Genomic DNA, 18,579 nt, shown 5'->3' with positions numbered 1-18,579 from the left:
AACAACCTTAACCTACATTGAAGACACTTCTAGCCATTCTTCTTCAGATAAAAGTTTATCCAAATCAACTAAGATAAGTAATGTATCATTCTTATGGCAAACACCTTGAATAAATCTCGACGACTCATCATTACCAACATTGGGAGAAGGCTCAACTTCAGATTGCCGTAGATATACCACCTCAGATACAGCATCCACTAATATGCCAATTACATGTCCTTCCACTTCTAAAATCATAATACGAGTTGAGTCTGTAATCTCACCCGTTGGCAATGAAAAGCGCTGACAAGTATCCATTACCGTTACAACACTGCCTCTAAGGTTAATAATCCCCAATACATAAGAAGGCGCTCCAGGAACAGGAGCAATTTCAGAATAACGTAAAACTTCTTTTACTTGCATGACATTGATGCCATAAATTTCGTCTTCTAGACGAAATGTAACCCACTGAAGAATTGGGTCTTCGTTTACTTGCTCAACTCTAGTTGTTGTTAAGGACATATATAAACCTCCAGCATTTCTATATATAAATGCTATTTCAAATGGGCTTTAAAACCGTTTTTTGGATCGTCTAGTAACTCAATAAACCCCTGAACATCAAGAATAGCACACATATGCTCTATCACAGTTCCTGCTAACCAAGGTCTTTTCGTACGATCTGAGCGCCACTTTACAGCAGATGGCTCTAAACTAATCGCTTCAGCAACCACTTCACACGCCAGCCCCCAGTCAGAACGATCCAATTGAATTACAAACTTAAAGTGATCTTTTAAGTCACCTTTGTAATGGTCAGGCATAACCCACAAGGCAGTATCAACCGTTCTAATATGCATTTTATGTACACTAGAAACACCCAAAAACCACTTAGGCTGACCAAATAAAGGAGTAACATTTGATTTATCAGCCTTTTGAATACCACCTAATTCAACCAAGGGAACAGCCATTTTCAAGCCACCAACTTTAAATAAAAGGCACTCAAAGCGGCCTTTAGCCCAAGGTAAAGGGTCTGTTTTAGAAACGACTGGTGCTGTGTTTTCTATTTTCAAATCATCAGACATTAAGTCATCTAAATCAGACTTAATGATAGATTTATTTCGTTTAGCAATAACAACCGTATTTTCTTGAGAAGCGTTATTAAGCGGCTCATCAACTTCATCAACTTCATCAACTTCATCAACTTCATCAACTTCATCAACTTCATCAACTTCATCAACTTCATCAGATGTTATGCCGTCAGTCTTTGATTTATCAACTGCAATTTCATCAGACTCAATAACTTTTTCAAAGTCTTCTACAAGAGCATCATCGACATCAAACGCATCATCAGTTTCTATACTATCATCAAGTACGTCATTATTATTTATTGCATCCAAGTCTGTGCCATTAATAATGACATCATTCAATAAACTCTCATGTTGTACAGCGTCTTCAAAATCAGCAAATACATTATCTAAAGCGTCAAAGTTATACTCATCATTCTCTGCATTTGAAAGCGTTTGAGGATCTAATACATCACTAGAATCGATAATCGCTTGCTGATCTTTAGTATTCACATCACCAAGTGATAGAGTACTATCGTCTAACTCTTCATCATTAATACCTGACTCATTGGAATCAACAGATACATCAATTACACTACCATTTAACAGCTCTTCACTATCATCATCTGTCAATTCATTTGAATGAGCAATCGTGGCTTCTTGCAACAATTCGTCCAAATAGCGTTGAACCGCTAATTGAGGCCCTATTAACTCACTCTCATCTGTTGGCTTAAATTTTGTCATGATCAATTCGCCGGCTTTTTCAGTGTTTCAATTAGACTTGAATAAGCTTTAATCCCTCGAGCATTACTATCTAAAGCAGAAGGGGCAATACCTGCGGTACTTGCGTCACGTAGCTTAGTATCAATAGGGATCACCGAATGCCAAACAATATCGTCATATGTATCCTTTAAGTTTCTTAAGCTTTTGTTTGAGGCCTGTGTACGACGATCAAAAAGAGTAGGGACAATAATGTAAGGAACAGGCTTTTTTCTCGCTCGATTAATCATCGTTAAAGTTCTAACCATTCTCTCAAGACCTTTAATAGCAAGAAACTCTGTTTGAACAGGAATAATCAATTGCTGACAAGCGGCCAAAGCATTGATCATTAATACACCTAACACAGGAGGGCTGTCTATTAAGACATAATCATAATCCTCCCATAAAATAGCAAGTGTTTTTGATACCACTAACCCCATTCCACCTTGTGCTTGAGCATGACGCTCCAATGTTGCTAAAGCCGTTGAAGATGGTAACAGCGATAAATTAGGATGACCTGTATCTAAAACAAGGTTTTTCGTGAGGCTTTGAGTAACTTTACCTTGAACTTGAAACAAATCATAAACACTATGCTCGATAGTATCTGGATCAAAACGAAAGTAGCTAGTTAGTGAACCATGAGGGTCCAGATCAACCATCAAAACTTTATAACCATCATCGGCCAACAAGCCAGCTAAAGAAACGACAGTTGTGGTTTTGCCCACTCCTCCTTTTTGATTCGCTATCGCCCAGATATGCACAGTTGACCCCTAAATTATTACCTGTTTTTTACTTTAATTAATATCATTCTATAATCATAAACAGCAATAAACTATTTAAACAATAGATCGTAAACGCTTTCGCCATTAACTTTGCTAATTCTTAAAGTAACGCGTCTATTTTGCTCTCTTGCAAATTCATTTGTATTTCTAACTTGCGGCTGATGATTTGAAAACCCTATTGGCGCAATTAATTCAGGAGTCATTCCTCGAAAGATCATTTCATCGACTACAGAAGATGCCCTTTCAGATGACAAATGCCAGTTAGTTGTATATTTTGAAGAGTTAATAACTAAGTCGTCAGTATGACCTTCAACAATAATAGGATATTGAAACTGTTTCAATAAAGAAGTAACAGGAATAAGTATTGCCACAGCATCATTCGTTAGCTCGTATTCTCCTGCACCAAATAATAACCCAGATTTTAAATCAACATTTATCCAGCGTTGATCTTCAGATAAGCTAATTAAACCTGTTGAATTATATTCATCTAGCTGGTTTTCGACTAACAGACTTAATTGATCAAAGAGTTGAGATGAAGAGTCAGGTGCATTAATCTTTGGCTCTTCAACTTCTTCAGATTCGGCAGGATCGATTTCAAGTAATGAATCAGATTGTAGTTCATTTGTTGTTGGCTCACCTATAGATATTGGCTTAACTGATTTTTGAACAGCGTCAAAAACCCCTTCTAATGTATCGCTAATCAGCTTCTCATTACCTGCATTTTGAATTGCGATCGAATACAAGGCAACAAAAAAAGCAAAGAGAAGTGTTATAAAATCCGCGTATGAAAGAATCCAACGGTCTTTTGATGCATTATTATTTTTGCTAGAAGAGAAAGTTTCTCTTTTATTCCTAGATGTCTTTGGCGGCATTTTATTCATAACCACTAAGCTCAAGATCTAATCGTTGTGGATGCTTGCCTATAGCAATACCATACACTCCATCTATCAACAACTGATTGTATAGCAGTTCAGTATCTGCATGATGAGTAATTTTCTTAGCCAAAGGAAAAATCACTAGATTCGAAAAGCCTTGACCATACAATGTCGATACAAAAGCAACAGCAATACCATAACCAAGAGCTTCGGGGCTATCTAGATTGGCCATAGCTTGAATTAAGCCAAGAACAGAACCCATAATCCCTAATGTTGGCGCATACCCACCTATAGATTCTAAAAATTCAATGGCCGATTCTCTCTTTTTCCGTAAACGAACCGCCTCATCATGCATTCTATCGTATACATCATCGGCTTCTGCTCCATCGAGAACCATTTGCAATGCTCTTGTTGCCAATGCGCTATTTAATAGGCCGATATCACCATCGAGAGACACAAGAGAGCTTTTGCGAGCCTTGACCGCCAATAAAAAAACAGACTGTCGTGCATTAGACAAGTTAAACAGAGGAGGAAAGAGTGTCCATTTAAGCATCCCTAGAGACCTAAGAGCATCAACAAGACTACTCTGTATTAAAGAAGCCCCAACACTACCAACAATAACAATAATTGCAGATGGCATATTCAGCAGCAAAACAACTTCACCACCACCAAGCCAATTAGCCAGAAATACGGATGTAAATGCTATAATTAATCCAGCTAAGGTAAGAAAATCCAATATTAACCAACCTCTTTGGCTATACGATAGCCAATATCATCCAAGTCAATCACATCATCAGCTAAGTTCGCTTTCTCAACCGCCATAGGCATGCCATATATAACACAAGTATTTTCACTTTGTGACCAGACTTTTGAGCCAGAATTTCTTAACATACGCGCACCTTCACGGCCATCCATCCCCATTCCAGTCATAATAACTGATAGAACCTTACCAGGATAACACTTAGAAGCCGAACCAAATGTAACATCAACAGAAGGTTTATAATTCAATCTTTCATCGCCATCTAAGATGCGAACACACCCACCATTACGAGAGTCAATCATCATTTGCTTACCTCCAGGAGCAACCAGCGCTACTCCTGGAAGTAACTTATCTCCGTCACAAGCTTCTTTCACCGTAATTTGACAAATTTGATTTAGCCGCTCAGCAAATGCACCGGTAAAAGCAGCAGGCATATGCTGAACAATAACAATTGGCGCAGCCATTCCTGCTGGTAACTTTGTCAATACATTTTGAAGAGCCATAGGACCGCCAGTAGAAGTACCTATAGCAACCAAACCTATTTTTTTCCTCGATCGTGGAATAATTACGCCTCTCGAAGTTACAATAGGCGCGGCAACCTTCTTAGGGGCTGCAGTAAAGACTGGTTTCTCCCCTAACATCACTTTCGTTCGCGAGACAGTTAGAACACGTTCAACTAATGACCTTTTAACAATCGTGGAATCTCGAGAAATATCTTCGAAATTTTTAGGCATGAAATCGACAGCACCAGCTTCAAGAGCGTCAAGAGTGACTCTAGCACCTTCATGAGTCAAAGAAGAAAACATCAATACAGGAGTTGGGCGCAACTTCATTATGTTTGCTACAGCAGAAATACCATCAAGAACTGGCATTTCGTAATCCATTGTTACAACATCCGGCTTCAGAGACTGCACTTTATCTACTGCCTCTTGTCCATTTGTTGCCGTTCCAATCACCTTCAGACGAGGATCTGATTCGAAAATTTCAACTAAACGTCGTCTAAAAAAGCCAGAATCATCAACAACAAGTACTTTCACTGGCATAAAGCCACTCCTAAAACCTTTTTACTACTTAGTGCGTCGAAGCATAATTTTTGAGCATGCTAGGTACATCAAGAATTAACGCAATACGCCCATCACCAGTTATTGTTGCTCCAGCCATCCCAGCAGTACCTTGGAGCATTCTACCAAGCGGTTTAATGACAACCTCTTCTTGACCAACAAGCTGATCAACAACAAAACCGACTGCATTAATACCTACTTGAACAACAACAACATGCGCATCTTCCGGTGCATCATCATTAGCTTTTCCCTTAACCAACCAATTTTTCATATGGAAAATTGGTAAAGTTTTACCTCTAATAACAACAACCTGTTGACCATTAACAACATTCGTTTTCTTCAAGTTTAAATGGAAAATTTCATTGACACTTACCAGAGGGAACGCAAACGCTTGATCTTCAAGCATTACCATTAATGTCGGCATAATTGCTAAAGTTAAAGGCACTTTAATACTAAAACGAGAACCTTTACCTAAAACAGATTTAATATCTAATGTACCATTAAGCTGAGAAATTTTTGTTTTTACAACATCCATTCCAACGCCACGGCCAGATACATCAGTAATCTCGACTTTTGTAGAGAAACCAGGTGCAAAAATCAAGTTAAAGGCTTCATTGTCTGAAAGTCTTTCAGCCGCATCAGCATCCATCAATCCTTTTTCAACCGCTTTTTCTCTCAGCTTATCAGCGTCCATTCCAGCACCATCATCTTCTATAGATAATAGTATATGGTCGCCCTCCTGTTCAGCAGCAAGAATTACATGCCCCATACGTGGCTTGCCGTTTGCTTCCCTTACATCAGGACCTTCAACACCATGGTCAACAGAGTTTCTAACCAAATGCACCAATGGATCAGCAAGGGCTTCAACTAAGTTTTTATCTAAATCTGTATCTTCACCACGAAGCTCAAGGTTAACCTCTTTCTTCATGTTCCTAGCAAGATCTCGAACGACACGAGGGAATCGACCAAACACTTTTTTGATCGGCTGCATTCTCGTTTTCATTACGGCATTCTGCAAGTCGCCCGTAACAACGTCTAAATTAGAAACAGCCTTTCCCATTGACTCATCGTCACTTTGCAATCCTAACCGAACCAAACGGTTTCGAACTAAAACAAGTTCTCCAACCATGTTCATGATGTCATCAAGTCGCTTAGTATCTACTCGTACTGTTGTTTCTTGAACAACTGGAGCACTTGCTTTTTCTTTTGCTGGAGACTCTTCAGACTCTACTTTAGCTACAGGCTTTGAGGCAGGCTTAGGTTTTTCTGTCGATTTAGGTTTAGCTTTAGCTTTAGCTTTAGGAGAAGGTTCTTTAGCAGGTTCACTATCACTACCTTCAATTGGCCCCTTGCCTTTTCCATGAAGAGAGTCTAGTAAATTTTCAAATTCATCGTCTGTAATTAAATTAGACGTTTCATTTTCATCAGAAGAATTTATATCAACATTTTCTGTTGTAGCATTATCTGATTCTTTAATACTAGAATTATTCTTATCTACAGAAGCGTCGCCATGTAAAGTGTCAAGAAGCTGCTCAAATTCTTCTTCGGTTATATCATCCGTCTGAGGAGCATCACTAACAGTTGGGTCGTCTTTGACATCAGCACTAGACCCATGAAGTTGATCTAATAGTGATTCAAACTCATCTTCAGTTATTTCATCAGACGAAGAAGCAGAGTCACTTGAATCAGAGTCATCAGATGTTGATCCTAATGCGCTTAACAATGACTCAAACTCATCGTCAGTTATATCAACTGAGTCTTCTGAAGGAGATTCAGCCGCGTCATCAACACTATCAGTGCTAATTTCATCTTCAACTTCTTCAATCTCATCAGCGTCTTCAATGCCTTCATCTTCAGAAGGTGGGGAGGCATATCGACTAAGAGCCGTTATAATTTCGGGATCAGCTTTCTCCGGTTCAACACCAGCTCGAACTGCATCAAACATTTCATTAACAGCATCAAGCGCTTGAAGAACAACATCCATTAATTCAGATGTTACCTCTCTTTGGCCATTCCTAAGAATATCAAAAACATTTTCAGCATAATGACAGCAATCGACTAGAGGGGTTAGCTGCAAAAATCCAGCACCACCCTTTACAGTATGAAACCCTCTAAAGATAGCGTTTAACAACGGCTTATCTTCTGGGTTTTGCTCTAAATCTACTAATTGTTCAGAAAGCTGTTCTAGGATCTCCCCAGCTTCAACTAAAAAATCTTGAAGAATTTCTTCATCGACTTCGAAACTCATCCTCAGCTCCTTTAGAAACCAAGACTTGAAAGCAAGTCATCTACTTCGTCTTGACTATTCAATACTTCTGGATTGTTATCATTTTTGATGGCCGGACCATGTCCACGAGAGTCATCATCTTCTTTTACTATTAGTTCGTGTTCCATTCCTGAAATACTATCGACCCGACCAGCAACGGCTACTAAGTGAACAAGTTGCTCTTCAACATCGCGAATTAGTTCATTTACTTTAGTGATAACTTGACCTGTTAAGTCTTGATAACCTTGCTCAAGTAAAATTGTGTTTAGGTTAGTATGCAAAGTCGTTGCGCTATCATCTGCATACGAAAGAAATACATCAATTCTTTTATATAACTGACGAAATTCCTCTGGCGAAAGATCTCTTTGTATTAAACGTCCCCAGTCCTTTCTTAGCTCTTTAGCTTGTTTCTGTAGTTCACTTGCAACAGGGACACTGCTGTCCACCATATCCATAGTTTTATTCGCAGCATTACTTGTCATCTCAACGACATAGTTCAATCGATCAGAAGCATCTGTAATTTTAGAACCATTCTCTTCATCAGAATCATCTGTCAGCTCAGCGTTAGCTGCATCAACAGAATCAACTTTAAAGTCTTTAATGGCATTATGTAAACTACGAGTTAAGTTACCAACTTCGTTATAAAAGCTCTTATGTCTAGCCTCACTTAACTCTTGAATTATTTGAATAGCGCTCGAAAAATCCCCAATTTCAATACTATTAAGTAAATCCATGGCACCATTTTTCACAGTTACTTCAAAATCATCCAAACTAGAATCGGACTTATCAGACATTCTCAACTCCTACTTTCCAGCATCTATACGTTCGAAAATTTTCTCAATTTTCTCTTTCAATGCGACAGCAGTAAAAGGCTTAACTACATAACCATTAACGCCTGCTTGGGCAGCAGAAATAATCTGATCTCGCTTTGCCTCAGCCGTTACCATCAATACAGGTATCGTTTTGAGCTTATCATCTGCGCGAACAGCTCGAAGTAATTCAATACCAGTCATTCCGGGCATATTCCAATCAGTCACAAGAAAATCGATTGATCCTGCTTGTAAAATTGGCAAAGCCGTTGTTCCATCATCGGCTTCAACTGTATTTGTAAAGCCTAAATCTCGTAAAAGATTTTTTATTATCCTTCTCATTGTTGAAAAATCATCAACAATTAGGATTTTCATATTTTTATCCAATTCAACCTCCACAACCCAAAGGTAGTATTTCAAAACTCAAAAATTATTCTCGCCAATCAATCAATTTGACCTTCAACCTCATAGCAGCTTGACTATGAATTTGACTTACTCGAGATTCACTTACACCTAAAACAGCACCAATTTCTTTTAAATTCATTTCTTCATTGTAATACAAAGATAATACTAACTTCTCCCTTTCAGGCAAAGAATCAATTGCCTCAACCAGAGAGTGTTGAAAATCTTGATTTTCAACACTCTCTAATGGATTAGATACATTCTCAGTTCCACTTTCGAAATTTAAACCATCAGAATCTAACAGTTCCTCAAAGCTAAACAATTGACTCGACATTGAAGACTGTAGCATATCATGATATTCATCAAGCCCAACGCCCATGAAATTTGCAACTTCCATATCTGTTGCTTCTCTACCAAGAGTAGACTCTAATGAATTAATTGCACTCGCTACTGCTCGACCATTTTTTCTTACAGATCTCGGGGCCCAATCGCTTTTCCTAACCTCATCCATAATGAAGCCACGAATACGAATACCAGCATAAGTTTCAAAGCTTGCACCTTTATTTGACTCAAAACGTTTATGAGCCTCTAACAAGCCCATCATGCCAGCCTGAATCAAGTCATCTACTTCAACACTACTCGGCATTCTCGCTAGTAAGTGATAAGCAATTTTCTTAACTAGAAAACCATATTGATTAACAATAGTATCAATCGTTAGATGCGCATTTTTTGAGTAGGCGTCATAGCCGATCTTAGTCTGCATAAACAATAAAAAAACAACCTAGTAATTTTTCAGTTAAAGGCACCATGTAAACATTACTACATAGATGACCAAGATAGTCGAAAAGTAACATAAAATTACTAACTACCATACTTAAGAGAGCTATAAAGATGACTATATTGCTCTGCAACATAAACAGCTCGACTCACCAAATTATGAGATCTCGCAGGCTGAATATCATCAGGAATTCTTTGACCATCAGCAACATACACTACTGGAAGGTTCTCTTCAACAACAACACTGATCGCCTCTCCTAGAGATGCAGACTCATCAAGCTTACTTAATACACAGCCATCCAATCTAACCTCAGAGTACACATCGACTACTGTTTTCAATACTTGTCGTTGGCTAGTACAAGGTAAAACCAACAATTTTTTCAAATTTGCCCTAGCGCGGTTAATCATTAACAGCTGACGCTCAAGATTCCTATCTCTTGGATTCATACCAGCAGTATCAACCAGAACCAATGAATAATCTGCATACTTATCCAACACATCATTCAAATCAGAATATTCATTAACAACAACAACAGGGACGCCTAATATTCTCCCAAACGTTCTCAGCTGCTCGTGCGCAGCAATCCTGTAAGTATCCGTAGTAACTAACACAACACTATCACTACCGTATTTTAGAACATGCTGTGCCGCGATTTTACCAATAGTTGTTGTCTTCCCAACACCTGTAGGCCCCATAAAAGCAATGCAGCCTAACAACTCACTTGTCTTCACTCTTGTTGGAATATGATCAGCTAAATGCGCGAGTACTCTATTCCAATCATCTTCTCTGCCTAGTAAATCAATATCATCCAGCAATCTTGATGATACTTGATCAGAGATTCCGAGTCCTTTTAGCTTTTCTTGAACTTTCACTAAAGCTGGGATTTTCTGGTTTTGAGTAGTTTCAGGCTCAGCAGCTTGGCGATTCTTTTGATTTTGCAGAAATGCTTTTACTTCTTGAAGCTCTTTCTCCATTTCTTTAAATTTTTGATCTTTAGCTGAGTTTGCGACAGAAAGAGCTTCTTCAATTTTTGGGGAACCATCATCTACTGCAGAAAACGGTGCATCCTCTTTTTGTTGAACTGCCGGCTCAACATTAGAATATTGCCTAGCGCTCTCAATCCGTTGCTTATAGGTCAAACTTGCTTGTTCTTCTTGAACTGGCGCCCTATTGGAAATAGAAACTTTATTTTCATATGACGCTTTCGGAGTGTTACTAGCGCCATGATCAACAGGAATCGAGGCCATATTAGTAGGCATGCTACCGTCATAATCAAGAGCAGCAACAATTTCGATCTCCCCACTTGGAAGACGCTGGTTAGACAAAATTACGGCATCCGGGCCAACAGCATCACGAACTTTCCGTATTGCTTGACGCATATCAGGTGCACGGAACCGTCTTATCTGCATGAACTGTCAATTCCTTTGGGTAATTTTACTTACAAATCCATAGCTTACCCGAAAGATTTAGATAAATACAGATGAAAAATAACTTCAACCAGATGATTTTATTGTCCAATAACTCCAACCACTGTAATTCTCTTATGATCAGGCACTTCTTGATATGACAACACAGCCATACTTATTGATCCATATCGCATAAACCGCGCCAACATAGGCCTAATTGGTGCTGACACAATCAGAATTGGCGTATTCCCCATAGCCTCTTGTTGTTCTGCAGATTGTCTTAATGACGTCTGTAGCTGTTCCGCCATAGAAGGCTCCAATATTAAAGCTTCTTCATTTTTCACTCCAGCTTGCTGACTTTGCTGAACCGTCTGCATTAACATTTTTTCCAATTGAGGCTCTAACGTCAAAACAGGAACCTCTTCAACACCATCAGCAAGCGTTTGAATAATCAATCGAGACAAGGACATCCTAACCGCGGAAGTAAGAATCATAGGATCCATCGTTTTGGGCTGAACCCCCATAATAGACTCAGCAATCGTCCTCATGTCCCTCAAAGGAACACCTTCTACCAATAGATTTTGCAATACTTTTAGTAGAACACTAACAGGCACAGTATTAGGAACTAACTCTTCAGCAAGTTTAGGATTATGCTGTTTTAACAATCCTAGCAACTGCTGAACTTCATCATGCCCAATCAATTCATAAGCATGCTTATGCATAATTTGATTAATATGAGTGGCTACAACTGTACTCACATCGACCACTGTATAACCAAAGGTCTGAGCTTGATCCCTTTTTTTTGTATCAATCCAAACTGCATCCAAACCAAATGAAGGATCTTTTCCGGGAATACCATCTATTCGACCAAACACCTGACCAGGATCTATTGCCAAATCTTTATCTGGGTGTACCTCAGCTTCAGCCAAGCTAACCCCCATTAAAGTAACTCGGTAGACATTAGGCATTAAATCCAAATTATCTCTTATATGAACACTAGGAACCAAAAAACCTAAATCTTGAGACAACTTCCTTCTAACGCCTTTAATTCTTGCTAACAGCTCACCACCCTGAGACTTATCTACCAGAGGAATTAACCTATAGCCAACCTCTAAACCCAACATATCAACTGGAGCAACATCTTCCCAACTTAAATCCTTTACTTCAGGTGCTGGTGCAGCAGGGTCTCCAGGTTTGGCTGGAACAGAATTCGCGCCCGCTTTTGTTCCGGCCTTTGGATTGGCTTTTTCTTTTTTTCGATGATCAAGAAAATACCCCAACCCACCTACAGCAAGCGCCAGAGATAAAAACGAGAAATGAGGCATTCCGGGGACAAGGCCCATCACAGTAAGAATTAAAGCAGCAACATACAAAGCCTTAGACGAACCAAACATTTGCCCAAAGACTTGATCCCCCATATCCCCAGTTTCATTAACACGCGTAACCATAACTGCAGCGGCAGTAGACAACATGAGAGAAGGGAGTTGAGCAACCAATCCATCACCAATAGTCAGCAGAGAATATAACTCAACAGCCTCAGCAAACGACAAATCATGTTGCGACATGCCGATTGCTAAACCTCCAACAATATTTATCCCTAATATCATCAACCCAGCGATCGCATCACCTTTTACAAACTTACTGGCTCCATCCATAGATCCATAAAATTCAGCCTCTGAAGCAATTTCTTTTCGGCGTGCAGTGGCTTCGTTTGGGTCGATCATTCCTGCATTTAAATCAGCATCTATTGCCATCTGCTTTCCTGGCATAGCATCTAAAACAAATCGCGCACTTACTTCCGATATCCGGCCAGCACCTTTAGTTACTACAGCAAAATTAATAATCATTAAAATGGCAAACACAACAAAACCAACAACGTAATTACCACCAATAACGACTTCACCAAAGGCCTCAATCACCTTACCTGCAGCATCACCGCCTTCGTGGCCATACAAAAGTACAACACGTGTAGAAGCAACATTCAAAGCCAAACGCATCAAGGTGGAAACAAGAAGAACTGTAGGAAAAACAGCGAAGTCTAGTGGTCTCATCGAATAAATAGCGACCAACAAGACAACAATTGCTAATGCAATATTAAACGTAAACAATACGTCCAAGAGAAATGCAGGTATAGGGAGTATCATCATTGCCAATAAAGCCAACAATAAGAACGGCACCCCTAAGTGCCCTGTTACAACACTTCTTACACGTCCTAACACTTCCTGCCGATTCACTTCCACTTAGCAAAACACCTTAATATTAAAAATAGCATTATTCAAAAAAACCTTACCCATCCCATCTAAAGTCTTCAGGTACATCAAGAGGTGGCACAGGGCCTGGGTCAGATGCGGCAAACCTTTTAGATTGTTTTAATTGATAAACATAAGCAAGCAATTGAGCTACGGTTTTAAACAAACCTTCAGGAATTTCATCACCAATTTCTGTATGATGGTATATGGCCCTTGCCAATGCGGGAGATTGTATCACAGGGATTTCATAGAAGTTCCCTACTTCTCTGATCTTTAAAGCAATAACATCATGGCCTTTTGCTAGTAACACTGGCGCACTTTTGCTTACTGCTGGATCATATTTTAAAGCAACAGAGAAATGTGTTGGGTTAGTAATAATAACATCTGCTTGAGGAACATCGGACATCATCCTTCTTGCTGCAGCTTGCCTTTGAGCCTGACGAATTTTACCTTTAGTTTCAGGATCACCTTCTTGAGATTTATATTCATCTTTAACCTCTTGCTTTGTCATTTTCATTTTCTCAGCATGCGACCAAATCTGATAAGGAACATCAATCGCAGCGATCAAAAGCAAAGGTAACGAAATAAAAATAAACGCCCAAATTAATATATCCAAAGCATGCACTACAGCTAGGTCTATTGTTTGAAACGTTAAGCCCAAGACCTCAATTAAATATAAGTTTAGGACGACATAAGCCACGCCCATTACCAATAAAACTTTAGCAATTGACTTAAAAAGCTCAACAAGAGACTGAATAGAAAACATTCTTTTTATGCCAGATACGGGGTTCATTTTGCTCAGTTTAGGCATTAAAGGCTCCCAAGAGAAATTAAAACCGCCCATACCAACACTGCCAAGTATCCCTGCAACAGCAAGTACAATCATTAGAAAAACAGTCGATTCTGCCATCCCCACTATGGATTCGTACAAATGAAAAACCAATCGACTGACATCGAATATATCCTCTCGTTCAATGATAAAATTGAAAGAAAAAACATTCATTAAATCGTTTGCAACCAGCGATCCCGTTCCATAAACACTAACTGCAGCAACTATCAACAAAGCAGCAGAGCTAAGATCCTTTGATCTAGCCAAATTACCCTTCTTTTTTGCATCACTTAATTTCTTACTGGTGGCAGTTTCGGTTTTTTCCGAACCATCTTCATTCTCAGCCATCTACTCGAATCCCCCAAGTATTTTTTAACCACCCAATCATTTCATTAAAAAAGAGTCTAAAAATATCCAAAAAGTCTTCTAGCATCACCCAATAAAAAAACATAGCAAACAACATAATTACAGGAAAACCTAATGCAAAAATATTTAATTGAGGAGACGCTTTAGCAACAACACCAAAAGATAAATTCATAATGAGCGCCGCAATAGTTAGTGGAAAAACCATCAACAATGCTTTTTCAAAAAGCCAGCCGCCCAACCTTACTAAATCATAATATTTATCACTATCAAAGCCTCCTCCAACTGGCCAATAGGTGAAACTCTCTATCAAAAATTCAAACATAACATGATGACCATTTACTCCTATAAAAGCCAATCCAGCCATAGACAGATAGTACTGACCTAGGGTTGCAACCGAAATGCCATTTGCAGGGTCATTAGACATAGCAAAACCTAGTCCAGCCGCCATAGCAGCAAGCTGCCCTGCTAATGAAAATATCTGAAAGAGCACAGTTACAACAAATCCCAGGACAACACCAATAATAAGCTGTTCAAAAATTAGAGCGGCCATTGCTAATGATATAGCGTCAAACTCAGGCATCTTAATAACAGGAGTAATAATGACAGAAAACACAAAAGCAAATGCAAGACGAAGAGGAACGGAAACTAAATTAGACCCTATCAAAGGCAGCGCCATCATAAATGCGCCAATACGAAAGAAAGGAAGTAGGAAACTAAACGCCAACTCTATAAGTTGATCGGGATAAAGCTCTAACATCACCCAATTATCATTGGAATATTAGTAAACAATTGAATGGTAAAGTCCGTTAATTTAGAAAGAATCCATGGGCCAATATACATAATAACCCCAATAGTAATGATAAACCTTGGGAGAAATGAAAGCGTTTGCTCATTAATTTGAGTAGCAGCCTGAAAAACACTCACAATAAGACCCGCAATCAAGCCTGGCACCATTAACGCACTTACCAATATAATAATTAGATAAAAGCCACGCCCATAAAGATCTAAAACAACTTGAGGATCCATAATTAAGTACCGAAACTTGCTGCAAGAGTACCCATAATCATAGACCAACCATCAATCATTACAAACAACATTATTTTAAATGGCAAAGAAATAATAACAGGCGAGAGCATCATCATACCCATAGCCATCAATACACTTGCAACTACCAAGTCGACAATAAGAAAGGGGATAAAGATCATAAAACCGATCTGAAAAGCTGTTTTTAACTCACTACTGACAAATGCAGGCATCAAAATTGTAAAGGGTAACGTTTCAAGAGATTCAATTTGCCCTTCTTTACCCGCTAACTTCACAAACAGAGCAATATCATCCTCTCTAGTTTGAGCCAACATAAAATCTCTTAACGGAACAGAAGCAGCATTAATTGCATCTATAGAAACCATTTGGTCATTTAAATATGGTTGCAATGCCTGCTCATTAATTTTATCCAACGTAGGGGACATTATAAATAAGGTTAAAAAGAGAGCCATCCCAATCAACACTTGATTAGACGGTGTTGATTGCAAACCTATCGCCTGCCTTAAAATGGACAATACAATAACAATTCGGGTAAAAGATGACATCATAACCAAGGCAGATGGCAAAAGAGATAACGCTGTCATTATAAATAAAATTTGTAATGACACGCTATAATCCTGCGTTCCATCAGGATTAGTCACCACAGTCACCGCTGGCAACCCTGTTTCAGAAAAAGCCAGTAGTGGCCACATAAACAAAAGCAAAACAACAATAACTTTAAACATCTAATTTCTCATTCAAAGTATTTTGGTGTCTATTTTCTTCTTCTATTAACTCAGAAAAGCTTGATTGATGATTAAATTCTTTCAACTTAGTAATTGAACCAGCTGTCACGCCTAATAACATTTTTTGATTTTCTACCTCAACCATCACTAACTTTTCTTTTGTACCTAAAGATTGTACAGAAATGATATTTATCACCGACTTACCAGATCTAATTTGAAACGATTGAAGCTTCTTATATAAAAACAACAAAACTGGAATAAGAATAAGAACAAGACTTAACGATAAAAACATTGTCCATAGAGGCGATGCCTCAGAGATTTCTTCAACCCCTGATGCACCTAGATTTGAAGGTAAAAAAACCCATATAGCAAAAAAATGCATTTTTAAAAAAAGAGCAATCCTTAATGTCACTTCAACCTTCTAATTCGTTCGTTAGGACTAACAACATCAGTCAAACGAATCCCATATTTATCATTAACAACAACAACCTCACCATGCGCAATCAATGTCCCATTTACCAACACATCCAATGGTTCACCAGCATACCGATCTAATTCAACAACTGACCCTTGCGTTAATTGTAATAAATTCCTAATAGCAACTTCAGTATTACCAAGCTCCATCGACAAAGTAACCGGTATATCCATGATTAAATCAAGATCAGAACCAAACGATTGAGGTGCCGGTGCTGAAGAGAGTTCTTCAAATTCAGCTGGCTGAGCATCTTGCTCACTCATCGCAGCCGCCCATTCATCCTCAATACCGTCATCACCAGTTTCACCAGCTTCAGACATAGCCGCAGCCCACTCATCCGCTAACTCACCGTCCATACCTTCCTGATCAGGGGATTCTTCTGACATTTTATTTTCTCATCATTTTACAATTTTAATACTTTCGGTCATTTGAACTGAATATTTATCATTACTTACACCCAGTTTGCCCTTAATAGTGGGTATACCGTTTGCTTTAACAATTACATAATCAGGCATATCAATTGGAATTACATCACCAGGTGTGAATTTAAGAACTTCAGCCAAGCTCACCTTTTTCTGCACCACTGTTGCAGTTAAGTTGACACTCAAATCCTCTACATCTTGCTTTAGAGACCTCCCCCAACGATCATCTTTATCATCAACATCACTTTGAACACCAGCATCTAACAACTCTCTCACCGGTTCAATCATTGAATAAGGTAAAGTAATATGTAACTCACCACCACCACCATCTAACTCAATATGAAACGTCGAAACAATAACAACTTCACTTGGGCTAACAATGTTTGCCATCGCAGGGTTAACTTCTGAGCTAATATACTCAATCTCTAACTCTAAAACTGGCGCCCAAGCTTCTGTCAAATCAATAAAAACCTGCTCTAACATAAGTTGAACAATACGAATTTCCGTTGGGGTAAACTCACGACCTTCGATTTTAGCGTGCCTACCATCTCCACCAAAGAAATTATCTACCAATTTAAAAACAAGTTTCGCATCCAAAATAAACAGCGCCGTACTTCTTAACGGTCGAAATTTAACTAAATTCAAACTAGTAGGTACATACAATGTGTGTACATACTCGCCAAATTTCATTATTTGTAATCCACCAGACGAAACATCCGCTGTTCGACGAAGCAAGTTAAACAAACTAATACGAGTATAGCGAGCAAAGCGTTCGTTAATCATTTCAAGAGTTGGCATCCTGCCACGGACAATCCTCTCTTGACTGGTTATATCATACGATGCAATTCCATTGGGGTCTTTCGGTTCATCTTCCTCAGGCTTTTCATCTGCACCATGTAGGAGAGCATCAATCTCATCTTGGGATAATAAATCTTGAGCCGACATAATAGTTACTGCATTACAAAGTTAGTGAATAATACATCTTCCACGCCACCAGACCCAGTTTCTTGAGTCAATATATTATTGATCGATTCAACGGAAGCCGCTTTCAACGCCATTTTACCCTCCAATGTTTGCAACTCTTCGAAGCTTTGGCTTGCAAAAAGCAACACTAAGCTGTTTCGAATAAGGGGCATATGAATTTTTATCTCATCAATTTGTGTTTGATCACGAGATTTCACCGTCAAATTTAATTGTAAATAACGTTGTTTATTTGCAACAATAAAATCAATAACAAAAGCAGGATCCAATTCTAAATAGATCGCAGGCCCCGTTGCTGCAGCCCCAACATCGCCAACGTCAGCACTTTCTTCCGCATTGACTTCAGCTTCGTCCTCACCACCTAATAAAAAGAATGCTGCGCCACCACCGCTACCAAGAACCAAGAGAAGAGCAACAATTATGATGATTAACTTCTTTTTGCTGCCTTTTTCCCCACTCTCTCCCCCAACATCTAAATCTTCTTCAGCCATTTTGTACTCTCATAATGTTTTTATAGGGTTAAGTAAAATATATTACCCTAAATTCTATT

Annotated in this window: 20 protein-coding genes; all 20 read right to left on the bottom strand. The window is 38.8% G+C overall.

Annotation, left to right across the window (positions count from 1 at the left end; genetic code table 11):
- Positions 1 to 12: 12 nt before the first annotated feature.
- The 20 genes from ACMUMJ_RS04000 to ACMUMJ_RS03905 all read right to left on the bottom strand — a co-directional run bounded on the left by ACMUMJ_RS04000 (position 13) and on the right by ACMUMJ_RS03905 (position 18,520).
- Complete coding sequence (locus ACMUMJ_RS04000) at positions 13 to 501, bottom strand: chemotaxis protein CheW (RefSeq protein ID WP_414677500.1); 489 nt, start codon at positions 499 to 501, stop codon at positions 13 to 15.
- A gap of 32 nt (positions 502 to 533) precedes the next feature.
- The gene (locus ACMUMJ_RS03995; RefSeq protein WP_414677499.1) at positions 534 to 1,784 is read right to left on the bottom strand and encodes a chemotaxis protein CheW; all 1,251 of its coding nucleotides are present in this window, start codon (positions 1,782 to 1,784) and stop codon (positions 534 to 536) included.
- A 2-nt stretch (positions 1,785 to 1,786) separates the two neighbouring features.
- Positions 1,787 to 2,560, bottom strand: coding sequence for a ParA family protein (locus ACMUMJ_RS03990; RefSeq protein ID WP_414677498.1), 774 nt, complete (start codon positions 2,558 to 2,560; stop codon positions 1,787 to 1,789).
- Between the two features lie 71 nt (positions 2,561 to 2,631).
- Positions 2,632 to 3,462 carry a flagellar motor protein MotB gene (locus ACMUMJ_RS03985; protein WP_414677497.1) on the bottom strand — a complete coding sequence of 277 codons (831 nt, stop codon included), beginning with the start codon at positions 3,460 to 3,462 and terminating at the stop codon, positions 2,632 to 2,634.
- Positions 3,455 to 4,192, bottom strand: a complete 738-nt coding sequence (locus ACMUMJ_RS03980; protein ID WP_414677496.1) for a MotA/TolQ/ExbB proton channel family protein — start codon at positions 4,190 to 4,192, stop codon at positions 3,455 to 3,457. Before ACMUMJ_RS03980 ends, ACMUMJ_RS03985 begins: the two co-directional genes overlap by 8 nt.
- A 2-nt stretch (positions 4,193 to 4,194) precedes the next feature.
- Complete coding sequence (gene cheB / locus ACMUMJ_RS03975) at positions 4,195 to 5,259, bottom strand: protein-glutamate methylesterase/protein-glutamine glutaminase (protein ID WP_414677495.1); 1,065 nt, start codon at positions 5,257 to 5,259, stop codon at positions 4,195 to 4,197.
- A 28-nt stretch (positions 5,260 to 5,287) separates the two neighbouring features.
- Positions 5,288 to 7,525, bottom strand: coding sequence for a chemotaxis protein CheA (locus ACMUMJ_RS03970; protein WP_414677494.1), 2,238 nt, complete (start codon positions 7,523 to 7,525; stop codon positions 5,288 to 5,290).
- Positions 7,526 to 7,536: 11 nt separating this feature from the next.
- Positions 7,537 to 8,337: a protein phosphatase CheZ gene (locus tag ACMUMJ_RS03965; protein ID WP_414677493.1), complete on the bottom strand. Its 801-nt coding sequence runs from the start codon at positions 8,335 to 8,337 to the stop codon at positions 7,537 to 7,539.
- Between the two features lie 9 nt (positions 8,338 to 8,346).
- Positions 8,347 to 8,727 carry a chemotaxis response regulator CheY gene (locus tag ACMUMJ_RS03960; RefSeq protein WP_206696858.1) on the bottom strand — a complete coding sequence of 127 codons (381 nt, stop codon included), beginning with the start codon at positions 8,725 to 8,727 and terminating at the stop codon, positions 8,347 to 8,349.
- A 55-nt stretch (positions 8,728 to 8,782) separates the two neighbouring features.
- On the bottom strand, positions 8,783 to 9,517 hold the full coding sequence (locus ACMUMJ_RS03955; protein WP_414677492.1) for an RNA polymerase sigma factor FliA: 735 nt from the start codon (positions 9,515 to 9,517) through the stop codon (positions 8,783 to 8,785).
- A 98-nt stretch (positions 9,518 to 9,615) separates the two neighbouring features.
- The gene (gene flhF, locus ACMUMJ_RS03950; RefSeq protein WP_414677491.1) at positions 9,616 to 10,941 is read right to left on the bottom strand and encodes a flagellar biosynthesis GTPase FlhF; all 1,326 of its coding nucleotides are present in this window, start codon (positions 10,939 to 10,941) and stop codon (positions 9,616 to 9,618) included.
- A 98-nt stretch (positions 10,942 to 11,039) separates the two neighbouring features.
- Positions 11,040 to 13,172 (bottom strand): flagellar biosynthesis protein FlhA, encoded by a 2,133-nt coding sequence (flhA, locus tag ACMUMJ_RS03945; RefSeq protein WP_414677532.1) that lies wholly within the window; start codon positions 13,170 to 13,172, stop codon positions 11,040 to 11,042.
- A gap of 52 nt (positions 13,173 to 13,224) precedes the next feature.
- Positions 13,225 to 14,364, bottom strand: a complete 1,140-nt coding sequence (flhB, locus tag ACMUMJ_RS03940; RefSeq protein ID WP_414677490.1) for a flagellar biosynthesis protein FlhB — start codon at positions 14,362 to 14,364, stop codon at positions 13,225 to 13,227.
- Positions 14,357 to 15,139, bottom strand: coding sequence for a flagellar biosynthetic protein FliR (gene fliR, locus ACMUMJ_RS03935; RefSeq protein ID WP_414677489.1), 783 nt, complete (start codon positions 15,137 to 15,139; stop codon positions 14,357 to 14,359). Before fliR ends, flhB begins: the two co-directional genes overlap by 8 nt.
- Positions 15,139 to 15,408 (bottom strand): flagellar biosynthesis protein FliQ, encoded by a 270-nt coding sequence (gene fliQ / locus ACMUMJ_RS03930; protein ID WP_414677488.1) that lies wholly within the window; start codon positions 15,406 to 15,408, stop codon positions 15,139 to 15,141. The genes fliR and fliQ overlap by 1 nt, the downstream gene beginning before the upstream one ends.
- A gap of 2 nt (positions 15,409 to 15,410) precedes the next feature.
- A complete protein-coding gene (gene fliP / locus ACMUMJ_RS03925; RefSeq protein ID WP_414677487.1) occupies positions 15,411 to 16,151 on the bottom strand; it encodes a flagellar type III secretion system pore protein FliP in 741 nt (246 codons plus the stop codon).
- Complete coding sequence (gene fliO, locus ACMUMJ_RS03920) at positions 16,144 to 16,563, bottom strand: flagellar biosynthetic protein FliO (protein WP_414677486.1); 420 nt, start codon at positions 16,561 to 16,563, stop codon at positions 16,144 to 16,146. The genes fliP and fliO overlap by 8 nt, the downstream gene beginning before the upstream one ends.
- Complete coding sequence (fliN, locus tag ACMUMJ_RS03915; protein ID WP_414677485.1) at positions 16,560 to 17,012, bottom strand: flagellar motor switch protein FliN; 453 nt, start codon at positions 17,010 to 17,012, stop codon at positions 16,560 to 16,562. The genes fliO and fliN overlap by 4 nt, the downstream gene beginning before the upstream one ends.
- A 12-nt stretch (positions 17,013 to 17,024) precedes the next feature.
- Positions 17,025 to 17,993, bottom strand: a complete 969-nt coding sequence (gene fliM, locus ACMUMJ_RS03910) for a flagellar motor switch protein FliM (RefSeq protein ID WP_414677484.1) — start codon at positions 17,991 to 17,993, stop codon at positions 17,025 to 17,027.
- A 5-nt stretch (positions 17,994 to 17,998) separates the two neighbouring features.
- Complete coding sequence (locus ACMUMJ_RS03905) at positions 17,999 to 18,520, bottom strand: flagellar basal body-associated FliL family protein (RefSeq protein WP_414677483.1); 522 nt, start codon at positions 18,518 to 18,520, stop codon at positions 17,999 to 18,001.
- Between the last annotated feature and the right edge of the window lie 59 nt (positions 18,521 to 18,579).

It is taken from the genome of Marinomonas phycocola (genome assembly GCF_047525455.1).
GTDB lineage: Bacteria > Pseudomonadota > Gammaproteobacteria > Pseudomonadales > Marinomonadaceae > Marinomonas.
This window is presented reverse-complemented; position numbering and strand designations above follow the sequence as displayed.